Source organism: Kaistia granuli DSM 23481, assembly GCF_000380505.1.
Taxonomy (GTDB): Bacteria; Pseudomonadota; Alphaproteobacteria; order Rhizobiales; family Kaistiaceae; genus Kaistia; species Kaistia granuli.
This window is the reverse complement of the sequence record NZ_AQYH01000004.1, coordinates 41,868-55,544: the sequence shown is the minus strand read 5'-3', so window position 1 is coordinate 55,544 and position 13,677 is coordinate 41,868. Positions and strand designations below refer to the sequence as shown.

General features: G+C 67.5%; 14 protein-coding genes. 8 read left to right on the top strand and 6 right to left on the bottom strand.

All coding sequences use genetic code 11. From position 1 onward, the window contains the following. Positions 1 to 15: 15 nt before the first annotated feature. The 3 genes from dsbD to G342_RS0104210 are packed head-to-tail and all read left to right on the top strand — an operon-like array spanning position 16 to position 3,332. Positions 16 to 1,908, top strand: coding sequence for a protein-disulfide reductase DsbD (gene dsbD / locus G342_RS0104220; RefSeq protein WP_018181859.1), 1,893 nt, complete (start codon positions 16 to 18; stop codon positions 1,906 to 1,908). Between the two features lie 36 nt (positions 1,909 to 1,944). Then, the gene (locus G342_RS0104215; RefSeq protein WP_026304108.1) at positions 1,945 to 2,562 is read left to right on the top strand and encodes a DsbA family protein; all 618 of its coding nucleotides are present in this window, start codon (positions 1,945 to 1,947) and stop codon (positions 2,560 to 2,562) included. A 50-nt stretch (positions 2,563 to 2,612) separates the two neighbouring features. Then, positions 2,613 to 3,332: a L,D-transpeptidase gene (locus G342_RS0104210; protein WP_018181857.1), complete on the top strand. Its 720-nt coding sequence runs from the start codon at positions 2,613 to 2,615 to the stop codon at positions 3,330 to 3,332. Here the strand turns inward: G342_RS0104210 and G342_RS25925 are convergent. The 4 genes from G342_RS25925 to G342_RS0104190 all read right to left on the bottom strand — a co-directional run bounded on the left by G342_RS25925 (position 3,329) and on the right by G342_RS0104190 (position 6,565). Then, the gene (locus G342_RS25925) at positions 3,329 to 3,658 is read right to left on the bottom strand and encodes a hypothetical protein (RefSeq protein ID WP_018181856.1); all 330 of its coding nucleotides are present in this window, start codon (positions 3,656 to 3,658) and stop codon (positions 3,329 to 3,331) included. The genes G342_RS0104210 and G342_RS25925 overlap by 4 nt on opposite strands. Before the next feature lie 3 nt (positions 3,659 to 3,661). Continuing rightward, a complete protein-coding gene (gene zigA / locus G342_RS0104200) occupies positions 3,662 to 4,900 on the bottom strand; it encodes a zinc metallochaperone GTPase ZigA (RefSeq protein ID WP_018181855.1) in 1,239 nt (412 codons plus the stop codon). Positions 4,901 to 4,959: 59 nt separating this feature from the next. Then, positions 4,960 to 5,691, bottom strand: a complete 732-nt coding sequence (locus G342_RS0104195) for a DUF4198 domain-containing protein (RefSeq protein ID WP_026304107.1) — start codon at positions 5,689 to 5,691, stop codon at positions 4,960 to 4,962. Between the two features lie 196 nt (positions 5,692 to 5,887). Beyond that, positions 5,888 to 6,565 carry an outer membrane protein gene (locus G342_RS0104190; protein WP_018181853.1) on the bottom strand — a complete coding sequence of 226 codons (678 nt, stop codon included), beginning with the start codon at positions 6,563 to 6,565 and terminating at the stop codon, positions 5,888 to 5,890. Positions 6,566 to 7,168: 603 nt separating this feature from the next. On the opposite strand from G342_RS0104190, the gene G342_RS0104185 reads away from it, so the two are divergent. The 4 genes from G342_RS0104185 to G342_RS0104170 are packed head-to-tail and all read left to right on the top strand — an operon-like array spanning position 7,169 to position 11,722. Continuing rightward, positions 7,169 to 8,155, top strand: a complete 987-nt coding sequence (locus G342_RS0104185) for an NAD-dependent epimerase/dehydratase family protein (protein ID WP_018181852.1) — start codon at positions 7,169 to 7,171, stop codon at positions 8,153 to 8,155. After that, entirely contained in the window at positions 8,155 to 9,291 is a 1,137-nt protein-coding gene (locus G342_RS23220) for a glycosyltransferase family 4 protein (RefSeq protein ID WP_018181851.1), read from the top strand. The genes G342_RS0104185 and G342_RS23220 overlap by 1 nt, the downstream gene beginning before the upstream one ends. Further along, on the top strand, positions 9,288 to 10,616 hold the full coding sequence (locus G342_RS0104175) for a lipopolysaccharide biosynthesis protein (protein ID WP_156830797.1): 1,329 nt from the start codon (positions 9,288 to 9,290) through the stop codon (positions 10,614 to 10,616). Before G342_RS23220 ends, G342_RS0104175 begins: the two co-directional genes overlap by 4 nt. Then, complete coding sequence (locus tag G342_RS0104170) at positions 10,613 to 11,722, top strand: glycosyltransferase family 4 protein (protein ID WP_018181849.1); 1,110 nt, start codon at positions 10,613 to 10,615, stop codon at positions 11,720 to 11,722. The genes G342_RS0104175 and G342_RS0104170 overlap by 4 nt, the downstream gene beginning before the upstream one ends. A gap of 21 nt (positions 11,723 to 11,743) precedes the next feature. Here G342_RS0104170 and G342_RS23215 read toward each other — a convergent pair whose 3' ends face one another. After that, positions 11,744 to 12,403 (bottom strand): sugar transferase, encoded by a 660-nt coding sequence (locus G342_RS23215; RefSeq protein ID WP_198010741.1) that lies wholly within the window; start codon positions 12,401 to 12,403, stop codon positions 11,744 to 11,746. Between the two features lie 152 nt (positions 12,404 to 12,555). On the opposite strand from G342_RS23215, the gene G342_RS0104160 reads away from it, so the two are divergent. Next, a complete protein-coding gene (locus G342_RS0104160; protein ID WP_018181847.1) occupies positions 12,556 to 12,735 on the top strand; it encodes a hypothetical protein in 180 nt (59 codons plus the stop codon). Between the two features lie 225 nt (positions 12,736 to 12,960). Here G342_RS0104160 and G342_RS26545 read toward each other — a convergent pair whose 3' ends face one another. Further along, positions 12,961 to 13,650: a TetR family transcriptional regulator gene (locus tag G342_RS26545; RefSeq protein ID WP_083931076.1), complete on the bottom strand. Its 690-nt coding sequence runs from the start codon at positions 13,648 to 13,650 to the stop codon at positions 12,961 to 12,963. Positions 13,651 to 13,677: the final 27 nt, after the last annotated feature.

Sequence of the window (13,677 nt, the reverse complement as noted above, 5' to 3'; positions counted from 1 at the left end):
CAGATGGGTGGGTCCATGACGAATATCGTGAACCCCTGCCAGTTGCCTTTCCCGTCGATCCGGCGCGCCGTCCTGCGCGTGCTGGCGCTCGCCGCGCTGATCGTCCTAGCCGCCCTGCCCGCCGGCGCGCAATCGCCGCCGCGCGCCGACGCCATATTCAATCTCGCCGCCAGCCGCGACGCCGGCGGGGATCTCCGTCTCGCCTGGACCATCGCCGACGGCAATTATCTCTATCGCGACAAAATCGGCGTCCGCGACGCGGGCGGCGCGACGCTCGTCGCCGTGACGCCGGCCGGCGAGATGAAGGACGATCCGAATTTCGGCCCGACTGAGGTCTATTACGGCAAGGCCGAGGCGCGCATTGCGGCGGCGGATCTCGGCACCGGTCCGTCCCTGACCGTCACCTTCCAGGGCTGCGCCGAAGCCGGCATCTGCTATCCGCCAACCCACAGGACCGTCGACCTCGCGACGCTCGCGGTCAGCGCCGCTGGTCCGGCGCTCAGCCTGGCCATGCCGAAGCTCGACGCGGCCGCAATCGTCGCCGAGGACGAGCCGGCGGCCTCCGCTGCCGCGAGCGCCCCGATCGCGACGGCCATGCCCGATATCGCGACGCCGGCGACCGCCAGTTCGCTGATGGCCGGCAATCCGGCCATGATGATCGCCGCCTTTCTAGGCTTCGGCCTGCTGCTGGCCCTGACGCCCTGCGTCTTCCCGATGATCCCGATCCTTTCCGGGATCATCGCCCGCTCCGGCGCGGGAACGTCGGCGCGGCGCGGCTTCTCGCTGTCGCTCGCCTACGTGCTGGCGATGGCGGCAGCCTATGCGCTGCTCGGCGTCGTCGCGGCCTGGTCCGGCCAGAACCTGCAGGCGGCACTGCAGACGCCCTGGGCGCTCGGCCTGATGAGCGTCGTCCTCGTCGCGCTCGCCCTGTCGATGTTCGGCCTCTACGAATTGCAGGCGCCGGCCTTCCTCGGGCGTTTCCTCCAGCCGGCCACGGCCGGCTCCGGCGGCTCGCTGGCCGGCGCCGCCCTGCTCGGCTTCGGATCGGCGCTGATCGTCGGCCCCTGCGTGACGCCGCCGCTCGCCGTCGCCCTTCTCTATGTGTCGCAGACCGGCGATGTCGGGCGCGGCGCCGGCGCACTGTTCGCGCTCGGCCTCGGCATGGGGCTGCCGCTGATCGCCGTTGGCACCTTCGGCGCCCGGATCCTGCCGCGCGCCGGCCCGTGGCTCGGCCGCATCAAGGGGATCTTCGGCATCGTCTTCCTCGGGCTTGCCATCGAGATGGCCGGCCGCGTCATGCCCGGTTCACTCACGCTCGCGCTCTGGGCGCTGCTGGCGATCGGCACCGGCGTCGCCTTCACCGCCGCCACACCATCGGAGCCGGTCCGCCCCTTCCTGGACCACCCGCGCAAGACGCTCGGCTTCGCCGCGCTCGTCTATGGCGCGGTGCTGATCATCGGCGCCAGCGCCGGCGCCAGCGACCCGTTGCGCCCGCTCGCCTTCCTGACCGAAGGCCGGGCGGCACCGGCGGCGATCGCGGCCGAGACCGCGATCCGCGTCAATTCGCCGGCCGCCATGGACGCCGCCATCGCCGGCGCCCGCCAGCAGGGCCAGCCGATCTTCGTCTCCTTCACGGCCGAATGGTGCACGGTCTGCAAGACGCATGACCGCACCGTGTTCCGCGATCCGGCGATCGTGGCCCGCCTCGCCCGCGCCTCGGTGATCGTCGCCGACGTCACCGAAACCACCCCGGACACGCAGGCGCTGATGCAGCGTTTCGACGTCGTCGGGCCGCCGACAATGCTGCTGATCGACCCGGCGACCGGCCGCGAGATCGAGGGCACACGCAGCATCGGGGCGATCACGACTGCGGCGTTTGGAAGCAATCTGGGACGCGCAGGCATCTGAACTTCGCCTCATCCCATCGCTATAAGGAATACCATGATGAACCGTCGCGACTTTATCGCCTTGAGCACCGCCGCCCTTGCCGTCACCCCGTTGCTGGCCAGCCCAGCCTGGGCGCAGCAGGTTGACGTCAATGCGATCCTCAACGATCCCGAGGCCCCGGTCGGCGGCAATCCGAAGGGCGACGTCACCATCGTCGCCTATCTCGACTACAACTGCATCTACTGCAAGAAGTCGGCGCCGGACCTCGAGCGCGTCGTCAAGGAAGACGGCAAGATCCGCCTTGTCTACAAGGACTGGCCGATCCTCAGCGAGTCCTCCATTCTCGGCGCCCAGCTGGCGCTCGGCGCCAAGTACCAGGGCGGCTACGAGAAGGCCCATCACGCCTTGATGGGGATCTCCGGCCGCAAGGCGGACCAGCAGTCCATGCTCAAGGCCATGAAGGCCGCCGGCATCGACATGACCCGCCTGGAAGCCGATCTCGACGCCCACGGCCCGAAGATCACCGCCCTCCTCCAGCGCAATCTCGCCCAGGCGGATTCGCTGGGACTGACCGGAACGCCGACCTATCTGGTCGGGCCGTTCCGCACCACCACGCTCGATTATGCCGGCTTCAAGCAGGTCGTCGCCGACGCCCGCGCGCGTCAGGCCGAATAATCGAAGTCCATCCTCCTTCGCCCATGCCCATCCCAGCAGAAAGAAGCGCCATGTCGCTTTCCCCCCAACCGTCGCGCCTGGCGCGCCGACTGAACATCCCCGCCCTGTTGCTGCTCCTGCCGGTCGTGACCGCCTGCGCCACCACCGGCCCGGTCGCCGAGGCGCCGCCGCGTCTCGACCCGGCCACCGTCAGCCGCTACGCGGCGGTCGATGACGACAAGTTCCCGATTCCGGCCGTCGACCTGAAGCACCTGAAGCCGCGCTACATGCGCCAGGTCGTCAAGGACCCGACCGGCGAGCAGCCCGGCACCATCGTCGTCGATCCGGCCAACCGCTTCCTCTATCTCGTCCAGGAAAACGGCCAGGCGATGCGCTACGGCGTCGGCGTCGGCAAGGCCGGCCTCGAATTCACCGGCGCGGCGACCGTCCAGTACAAGCGCGAATGGCCGCGCTGGACGCCGACGCAGGACATGATTAAGCGCGACCCCGAGCGCAACGCCAAATGGGCGAACGGCATGGAGAGCGGCCCGGAAAATCCGCTCGGCGCCCGCGCGCTGTATCTGTTCAACAACGGCCAGGACACGCTCTACCGCATCCATGGGACCAACCAGCCTTGGTCGATCGGCCAGGCCGTCTCGTCCGGCTGCATCCGGCTGATGAACCAGGACATCCTCGACCTCTACAACCGCGTTCCCGCCGGTTCGAAGGTCGTCGTCCTCGACAGCAACCAGAGCCAGACGGCGTCCGCCACGCCGCCCGAGAGCATCTAGTCCGACGAAGCCGGCCGCCCGTCGCCGGGCGGCCCTTCCCCGTCGATCGCCGAAGACCGGGCCCGCCAGACCCTGGCGAGTTCGGCCTCGGTCAGATCCCGCATCGACTTGTGCAGGGCGATCCGGAACGGCGGCGCCTCGGCCGGCACCACCAGCACCACGGTTTCGCGCGGCGCACATCCTGGCCGCGCGCAGGCTATCTCGTGCACCAGGACGCGCGTCGCCTCGTCGAGGCCGAGCGCCGTCCGGGTCCACGCCTTGATGCGGGCCGCGGCCTCCGCGTTCTGCGATGGTTCGCGCGGCGCGAAGGGATTGGGGAACCGCACCGTTCAGGCCGCCCGGTCGCGCCGCCAGGCGGGAAACGGATCCTCGAGATCGCGGAAGGCCGAAAGGTCGAAACGGGCGGGATCGGCCGGGCCGACGAGCGCGGCGTCGAGCGCCGCCCGCATCGCCATTTCGTCGAAGCCCGTGCCGATGAACACCAGCTCCTGCCGGCGATCGCCGAAGACCGGAGCCCAGTTGCGCCGCAGCCGCGCGCTCCATTCTGCATCGTCCGGCCAGTGCTCCCGCGGCACCGCCGCCCACCAGAAGCCCATCGGCCCGGTTCGGCAGATCGCGCCGGCAAGGCTCATGTCGCCCACCCATTGCGGCCGCGTCGCCAGCCAGAACAGGCCCTTCGCCCGGATAAGCCCCGGCCAGCCCGCATCGAGAAACGCCTGAAATCGGGCCGGGTGAAAGGGTCTCCGCGCCCGGTAGACGAAGCTCGAAATGCCGTACTCTTCTGTCTCCGGCACATGGTCGCGGAAGCCGTTCAGCTCCTTGAACCAGAGCGGATGCTCCTCGGCCCTGTCCGGATCGAACAGGCCGGTGCCGAGCACGGTGTCGATCGCGACTTGACCGAAAGCGGCAAAGACGATCCTCGCATCCGGATTAAGGGCCCGCACGATGGTGGCGACCAGGTCGCGCTGCTCGGCCGGGACATCGTCGGCCTTGTTGACCACAATGACATCAGCGAACTCGATCTGCTCGACGAGGAGATCGACGAGTGTCCGCTCGTCGCCCTCGCCAGCCGTCTCGCCGCGATCGCGCAGGAAGTCGGGGCTGGAATAGTCCCGCAGCAGGTTCACCGCATCGACGACCGTGACCATGGTGTCGAGGCGCGCCACGTCGGCGAGCGACACGTCCGCTTCGTCGCGAAACGAGAACGTCGCGGCGATCGGCAGTGGCTCGGCGATGCCGGTGCCTTCGATCAGCAGATAATCGAACCGGCCCTCCGCCGCCAACCGGCGGACTTCGGCCAGGAGATCGTCGCGGAGCGTGCAGCAGATGCAGCCATTCGACATCTCGACCAGCCGCTCCTCGGTTCGCGACAGATCGGCGCCGCCGTCGCGCACCAGCGCCGCGTCGATGTTCACCTCGCTCATGTCGTTGACGATGACGACGACGCGCCGTCCCTCGCGATTGTTGAGAATATGGTTGAGCAGCGTCGTCTTGCCGGCGCCGAGAAAGCCGGAAAGCACGGTGACGGGCAGGCGGCCGTCGGCGTCGATGGCGGGCATGAAGGGCATCCGTGTGATGAAGCGTTCGTCGAAAGTGGCCGGGACACCCCGCCCCGGCCACCGGCACCTCAATGTTCGTGGTGCGGCTCGTTGACGAAGGAGAGCGTGGCGAAATGGTTCGCCTTGTCGGCATCGCGCGTATCGGCGAGCGGCACGGAATGCGAGACCGCGATCACGTTGAGCCCGAGATTGCGGATCAGCACCTCGGCGACGCCGTCCGCATCGGTCTTGCCGAGGGTCGCCTCGGACGCGTTGACATAGTCCGGCGTGATGGCGGCACCCGCGAGCGGCTTGCCGTCAAAGAGAACCCGGACCTTGAACAAGGCGCCGGCGGCCAGCTCGGTCGGGTTCGCCAGCGGCACGATCTGCAGCTTCTGCGGCGGCAGTTCCGGCAGCGCATCGCCATGCAGATGGCGGATGGTGACGTTGTGCTTCCAGTTGTCGCCGGCCTCGGTGGCGCCGGGAACCTCGCGCTTCGGCTTGTTCACCCATTGGCCGTCGGCGCCCTTCGAATAGATGCCGTTGGCGAAATCGACGAGCAGGATGACCGCTTCATCGGCCGCCTCGACCACGGCACCGCCCTTGCGGCCGGCGATCTTGGCCTCGACCGGCTTGCCTTCCTTGTCGACCGCCCTCACCTGCTTGACCTTCGCCGGCTCATAGGCCCCGTCCTCGGCGCCATGGCCGTAGACGATGCCGGTCTCGCCCCAGCGCTCCGCCGTCCAGATGCCATGCGCGGAGGCGGCGACGGTGCCGAGACCGAGAAGGGTCGAGACGAGGAGAAGACGTTGGATCCGCATCGGATGCTCCATATGTTATGTTATAACATAACGCTTTTACGAGACGATCCGCCGCCTGACAAGCACCCTCGCGTCGAAATGCGACGGGTGGCGTTCAACGAAAAAGGGGCCACGCAAGCGCGACCCCTGTGGTCTTGGAAACGAAAAAAGGCGGCCCGATGGGCCGCCTTTCCGTAACCGATCCGAGAAAAGCGGATCAGAACTTGTAGTTCAGGCCAGCCTTGATGACGTTCGTCGTCAGGTCGGCATTGACGGCGTTGTCGAAGTAGTCTTCCGAGCCGAGGTCGACATAGTTGTACTCGATCAGGCCGGTGATGTTCTGCGTGAAGGCGTATTCAGCGCCAACGCCAGCCGTCCAGCCAACATGCCACTTCGAGTCATCGATGGAGCCGACCGGGGTGTTGACGTCGATCTTCGACTGGCCGTAGGCGACACCGCCCTTGCCGTAGACGAGCAGGTTGTCGAAGGCGTAGCCGACGCGACCCGTCGTCGAACCGAGCCACTCGAGCTTGTTCTCAGCCGAGCTGCCAGCGGTCGCAGTGTTGTCCCAAGACGAGATCTTGGCCGAGGTGTAGGCGAAGTCCGTCTGGGCGCCGATCACGATGTTGTCGAACTGCCAGTTGTAGCCAGCCTGGACGCCACCGATGAAGCCGGTAGCGTTGTCGCCACCGATGTCCGTGCCAACAACCGAGTAGTCGCCGTCAACGATGGCAGCGCCGGCGTGCACGCCGAGGTAGAAGCCGGTCCAGTTGAAGGCAGCCGGGGCAGCCTCGACGACCGGGGCGGGCTCGTAGGTCAGGTCGGCGGCCTGGGCGGTGACGCCCAGAGCGAGCAGCGAGGCGGACGCGAGAGCGGAGATACGAAGAAGGTTCATTGGCGGGGGGCTCCAGTTAAGAACGTGAGCTAGCTATATCACAGCCCGACCGAATTACTGTTGTCGCGAGGACACAGCCAGAGTTTGAATGCAATGCATCAAAACCGGCCCGCCACAATATCTCCACAACTAAATCAAGAATCCGCCGACATTGCCGACAAGACACCGAATAATCGCCGCATTCCGCGACTTCCGGCGTGAAAGTCTCGACTCGGCCATCGCTGCCGATTGTGCCGCCCTGCTGTCGCTCTGCTCGCGCCGCAGCAATTCCTGGGTGCATTCCGCAAAGGAATACACAATAAGGTTATATAAATAATTCGTCTGAACTGTTCACTGGCGAAGCGGGTCTTCGGCGCGACCGGCCGCCCTGTCGCGATCGGAGCCCTGTTCCGGATTCAGCTTCGGCGACCGGGTATTCCGGCCGGACTAGGGAAAATCCCAGCCTCGTGCTAAAGAAATCCGGCCTTGATCAACATGTCTGCGGCATCGAAAGTGGGGGAGAGCGATCGAGGCATTCGTCGCGAATACGCAGCCAGCCTTGAAATGAAAGCCACGCCGGCGACGCAGGTCGATCGGCCGGGTTGAGCCTCCGGGGGGAGCTCAATGGCAAGCCGTCGCAGCCGGATTCTGGTGACGGGCGGTTCGGGCTTTGTCGGCAGGGCGCTGGTGCGCCTGCTAGCGCCGGAGCACGACCTGCTCGTCCTCGACACGCTCCATTTCGGCGCGCAGCGTTTCAGCGTCGCCGAACAGGCACAGATGACGCTGCTGCGCGGCGACATCCGGGACGCCGCCGTCGTGGCCCATGCCATCGACACCTTCATGCCCGAGATCATCCTCCATCTCGCCGCCATCCACTTCATTCCGGAATGCGACCGCGATCCGCTCGGGGCGCTGGCCGTGAACCTTTCCGGCACGGTAAATCTGTTGCGGACGGCGCCGACCGGCTGCCGCTTCCTTCTGGCCAGCAGCGGCGCCGTCTACCGCCCCGACGCGCGCCCGCATGTAGAGGAACGCTCGGCGCTGGGGCCGACCGACCTCTACGGCCTCACCAAACTGCAGGCCGAGCAATATCTCGCCCATTTCGCCGCAGCCCGGAACCTGGTGGGGATCGCCGTCCGGCTGTTCAACGTCGTCGGCCCCGGCGAGACCAACCCGCATCTGGTGCCGGAGATCGTCAGCCAGCTGAAGGCCGGGCGCCGGCAGGTCCAACTCGGCAATCTCTGGCCGAGGCGCGACTATATCCATGTCGACGACGCGGCCGCCGGCCTCGCCGCCCTGGCGTTTGGCGGCGCGGTGGCGCCCGGCACATGGCTTCCCGTCAATCTCGGCACCTCGCACTGCCATTCGGTCGCCGAGATCCTCGAGAAGATGCGGGCGATCGCCGGCTTTGATTTCGAGGTCACGCGCGATCCCGAACGCAGCCGCGCCGTCGACCGGCCTTTTCTCGCCGCCGATATCTCCAGGATCCGCAAGCGCTTCGGCTGGCAGCCCGCCCGCACACTCGACGACGGCCTGCGCGATCTCTGGCAGGAACCGGATTTCGGCCCGCATCTACTTCGGAGAGCGGCCGAGCCGGCCGGCGTCGGCTGATGCGCGTCGCGCTCCTGACCGAGCTGTATCCGCCGAGCCTCGGCGGACAGGAGCTGTTCTTCGCCGGCCTCGGCCGGGCGCTCGCCGCGCGCGGCCACGAGGTCGACTTGTTCTGCGTCGCCCATGCGGCCGGGCTCGCTGGAGAAGAAGAGCAGGACGGCGTCCGGGTTCACCGCCACCCGGTCGCGCCGCGCTATACGTCGCCGCCGCGCGCCTGGATGCGGCGGAGCTGGCCGGCCATCTTGCGCTACGCGCTCTGGACCCGGCGCCGCCTGCAGCAAGCCGACTATGACCTCGTCATCCTCAATCAATGGCCGCTGCTGCACGCGGTGACCTTGCCGGGCGCGTTGCGCCAACGCGCCGTGCTGCATTGGTGCGAGGTTCGCAGCGACCGCTTCCATGCCGCGATCCAGCGCCTCCTGCCATGTGCCACGGCGCACAACGCCGCCATCAGCGATAGCGTGGCGACGGCGATCAGCCGAACCTCCGGTCGTCCCGTCTTCGTGCTGCCGAGTGGCCTCGATCTCAAGGCCTATCGCGCACCGCCCGGCCAGCTGCGCCGGGGTATCCTGTCGCTCGGCCGCATCACCGCCCACAAGAACCTGCCGCTGCTCGTCTCGGCCTTCGAATGCCTGCGGGAGCGCGGCTATCCTGACCGGCTGACCATCGCCGGCGACGGCCCGGCGCTGGCCGAGCTCCGCCAGCGGATCGACGCCTCGCCGGCCCGCGCCGCGATCGACCTTCTCGGCGCCGTTTCGGACGACGACAAGATCCGGCTGCTGGCCGAGCATGCCCTGCTGATGCTGACCAGCCAGCGCGAGGGATTTCCCCGCGTCGTCGCCGAGGCGATGGCGAGCGGGCTGCCGGTCGTCACCACCGATGATCCCGGCAATGGCGCCAAGGACATCGTCCGCGCCGCCGGCTGCGGAGCGGTTGCCCGGCCAGAGCCGCTTGCCCTGGCAGAGGCGGCGGAGGCAGCGCTCGACCTGTGGCACCGCCATGCCGACGCCGGGCGCGCCGCGGCGGCCGCGCTGGACTGGACGATCCTCGTCGCCACACTCGAATGCCAGATCGCCGGCCCGGCCCGGCCGGGCGAGGCGAGCCGCGCTGGCCTCGGCGCCGGCCAGCCGAATTGACCGGCCCCCGGCACCGGCAAGGAGGCTCATCCGGCCTGCCGGAGCAACGGGCCATCGGCCGGCATCCCCTGTTCGCGCCGACCGCCAATCTGGCGATCCGCGGCATGGGCCTCGCCATGCGCCTGGCTCTCCTTATCTATCTCGCCCGCTATCTCGGCATCGACGCGGTCGGGCAGTTCGGCCTGATCCAGGGCGCGGCGGGCCTGACGCCGGTGATGCTCGGATGGGGCGTCACCTATTTCCTCGGCCGCGAGATCGTCGGCCTGCCCCGTCTCGAGGCCGGGCGGCGGGTGCGCGACCGACTGATCCTGACCCTCTTCAGCCTGGCGGTAGCGGGCGCCGCCTGTGGCGCGCTGATATTCGCCGGCCTGGTGACATCGCCGGGTCCGCTGCCGGTGATCGCCGCGATCCTGGCGCTGGAAGCCTTCGCCTTCGATCTGCACATCGCCCTGATCAGCGTCGGCAAGCCGCTCGCCGCCAATTTTCTGCTCCTGATCCGCTCCGGCGCCTGGGTCGTGCCGGCGGCGCTACTCGGCATCGCCTTTCCGGCGCTGAGAACGCTCGATTTCGTGCTTCTCTGCTGGCTGGCGGCGCTCGCCGCCAATGTAGCCGGCCTTTGGATCGTCCTGCGCGGCTGGCCGCTCGCCGCCATCCTCCGGTCCCCGCTCGACGCCGGCTGGATCGGCCGCCGCATCCGGGGCGGATGGCTGATCTATCTGAACGACCTCGCCCTTGTCGGCATGACCTATCTCGATCGCTATATCGTCAACGCCAAACTCGATCTCGGCGCCGCCGGCGTCTTCGTCCTGCACTGGTCGATCGCCAATGCCCTGCACGTCCTCGTCTCGGCCGCCATCGTGCAGGTGTCTCTGCCTGCCCTGGTCACCGCCTGGCGCGACGGCGGCGTGGAAAGCTGGCGGCGCGCTCTGACTTCGATGGCCGCCCGGGTTCTCGTCGCGGCCGTCGTGCTGGCCAGCCTCGTTTGGGCCGCCGCCCTCGTCGGCCTGCCATGGCTGCTCGGGCCCGCAACGCCGATCAACGGCCCCCTGCTCGGCCTGATGCTGATCGCCATGATCATCCGCCTGCTGGCCGACGCGGTGAATTACGGGCTGTACAGCCTCGGCCGGGATCGTGCGCTCGCCATCATCAATATCGGCGGCGGCGTCGCCTCGGTCGCCCTTAGCCTGTGGCTGATCGGCGCCTTCGGCCTGACCGGCACGGCGCTCGCCATGATCGCGACGGCGCTGCTGCTCCTCACCAGCCGCATTGTCGCCCTTGCTCGGCACCGTCAGCCCGATGCGGCGATCGCCGAGACAACGACATGAGCCGGCGGCGGCACATCCTGCACGTCCTGCCCGACGGCAGCCCCGGTGGCGGCAGCACCGCTGTGCTCGGTCTCTGCCGGGACCTGCTCGCGACCGGCGCCTTCGACGTCTCGCTGGTGACGGCGCCGGGATCGGCGCTCCTCGAGCGCGCCGAACAGGAGGGCATCCGGACGGCGGCACTCGACTTCTTCACCGCGCGGCTGGACCCGCGCCTGCGCCCCCGCCTCGCCAAGCAGATCGAGCGGTTCCAACCGGATATCGTGCATGCCCACGGCGCGCGTGCCGGCCTGCCCCTGGCCGGCCTTGGGTCTCCAGCCGCGGCGCCGCTCGTCTACACCGTGCACGGCTACCACCATGCTAACAAGATGCTACCGCTGCGCTGGCTCGGCCGCCTCGCCGAGCGCCACATCGCGGCGCGGGCCGACGCGGTGATCTTCGTCTCGGAAGGCGACCGGGATCGCGCCGACCGCGAAGCCATCCTGGCCCGGACGGCACCGAAGGCCTCCAGCATTCTAAACGGCATCGACCCCGCCGATTTCGTCGAAATGGAGCCCGGCGCCGAGCGTTTTGATCTGATCTTCGCCGGCCGCGCCCATCCGCAGAAGAACCCGCTCTTCATGGTCGACATCCTGGAGAGCCTCGCCGGAACCGGCATCCGGCTGCTGATGATCGCAGGCGGCCCGCTGGAAGCCTCCCTGCGCGCCCGCATCGCCACGAGCCCGGCGCGCGACCGGATCACCTGGGTTGGCGCGCTGCCGCGCCGCGAGGTGCTGCGGGCGCTTCGATCGGCGCGGCTGCTCGTGCTGCCGTCGCTCTGGGAGGGCCTGCCGATCGCCCCGATCGAGGCGCTGCATCTCGGAGTGCCGGTGATTGCCTCCAAGATTGGCGGCACCCGCGAGATCCTGACCGATGGCGAGCATGGCCGCCTGATCGACGGCTTCGACCCGAACGACTATGCGGCGGCGATCCGGGAGATTTTGGACGACACGGAACTCTACGCCCGCCTCGCGCAGAACGGACGCCGGCTGGTGGCCGAACGATACCTGCGCAGCATCGGCTCGGCCGCGCATGCCAGGCTCTACGAGGCGCTGCTGGAGAAGCGTTGACGCGGTGCCGGAACCAGCGGCTCAGTAGGCCCCGGTGCCGACTAGGGCGACAGGCACCGTCTTGGCGAGAATGAGCAGATCGCCACCGAGGCTCAGCTCCCTCGCATAATCGGCATCGAGTTCGAGGCGCGTCTGGTAGTCCGTCCCCGACCGCCCCGAAACCTGCCAAGGCCCGGTCATGCCCGGACGGCAAAGATAGTAGGCCGCGAACAGGCGATCGCCCGACATGGCCGCGAATTCGACCTCGCCCCGGGGACGCGGGCCGACGAGACTCATGTCGCCGCGCACGACGTTGATCAGCTGCGGCAGCTCGTCCAGACTGAACCGCCGCAGGAACCCGCCCATCACGGTGATCCGCGGGTCGTCCTTGATCTTGTAGGTTCGCATGTATTGGCGGCGCGCTTCCAGATCGCCCTGCAGATAGGCGTCAAGAACGGCGTCGGCGCCCGGAACCATGGTGCGGAACTTGTACATCCGGAAGATACGGCCGCCAGCGCCGCGTCGGTCGGCAACATAGAAGACGGGACCACCGCTCGTTGCGACCAACAGGGCGATGATCACGCCGACCGGCAGCAGGAGGAGGATGGCAAAGCCCGCAATGCCGATGTCGATGATCCGCTTGAGCGGATAGCCGCGCGGCACCGAGCGTAGATCGACATCGCCCGAAACGGGCGGTCGCACACCGGGCTCGGTGTTCGTCACCCGAATTGATGGAGATCCCATTTTCGCCCCCCTCGCGCAGAGGAATTGACAAGGCCTGCTTGCCAAGTCTCATCTGGCACGTCGTCTGAAATGCTTCCCCGATTCGCCCCGCCAATGCTGGAATGCGCCTGATGACCGCCGATAAGCCGGCCTTCGGCCCTAAAACTTCCGAGGGACGTGACCCCAGAGCGGCGCCGCTCGAACCCGGCGTGATCGGCAGGGCATTGCTGCGCACGGCCGTCTACGCCGGATTGATCGCCGTCAGCATCTTGGTGTGGTGGGCGATCGGTCGCCAGTTGCTTTCCGACTGAATTCGCACACGACATTCCACCCGGACACCGCCTCGCTCGAAACAAGTACCGTCCTGAATGCTCGGATTGCCTTGGATATTCACGAGAATGCCGCCGCTCAACCCCTCAGCGAAACGGCGTGACTGCAAGGATAGATTCCACCCCCGGTAAAGCAGCCAAAGATACTCCAAATTTCAAAATATCCCGCACATTACCTTACGTCAATATACATCAGGGGCGGCACCTTCAGGTTGTGCCGCCCCCTTCGTCCGGGCTCACGGAAGCCAGAGCGGCTAGGCCTGCCCCGGCGCGGAAGCTCGCCATGAGGCTCGCCAGTCCGGCCCGCAGCTTCTTGGCGACATCGGCATCGAAATCATACCGAAGCCAATTGTCCAGCAGTCCGGACATGAAGCACTGCAGGGTGATCGAGGCCGAGGCCGCGTTCCAGCCCTCGGCCAGCTGACCGGCCGCCTCGGCCGCCTCGAAAGCGCTCTGGAAGTTCGCCGCCATGGTGTCGTGCATCGTTTGCTGCAGGCGCCGGGCCTGCTGCATCTCGCCGACATATTCGCAGCGCGTGACGATGATCGTGTAGACCTTGCGCGTGTGCTCCTCGGTGGCGAACGCCTCGATCACCTCGAGCGCCCAATCCAGCACCTTCTGCAAAGGCTCGGCGCCGCCCTCGAATGTGCGGGCCACCACCGCCTGATGCCGGCCGTGGACGCGACCGATGATCGCCTCCAGCAGCTCCTTTTTATTGGCGAAATGCCAGTAGATCGCCCCCCGTGTAACGCCGGCTTCCGTTGCGATCCGCTCCAGCGAGGCGCGGGATACGCCGACGTCGAGGAACACGGTTTCCGCCGCGTCCAGAATGCGTTGCCGAGTTTCCTCAGATTCAGATTTTGTTCGCCGCACGGTCCCCGCTCCCTTTACATACATGAGTGTTTGTATATATACCGTGCAACA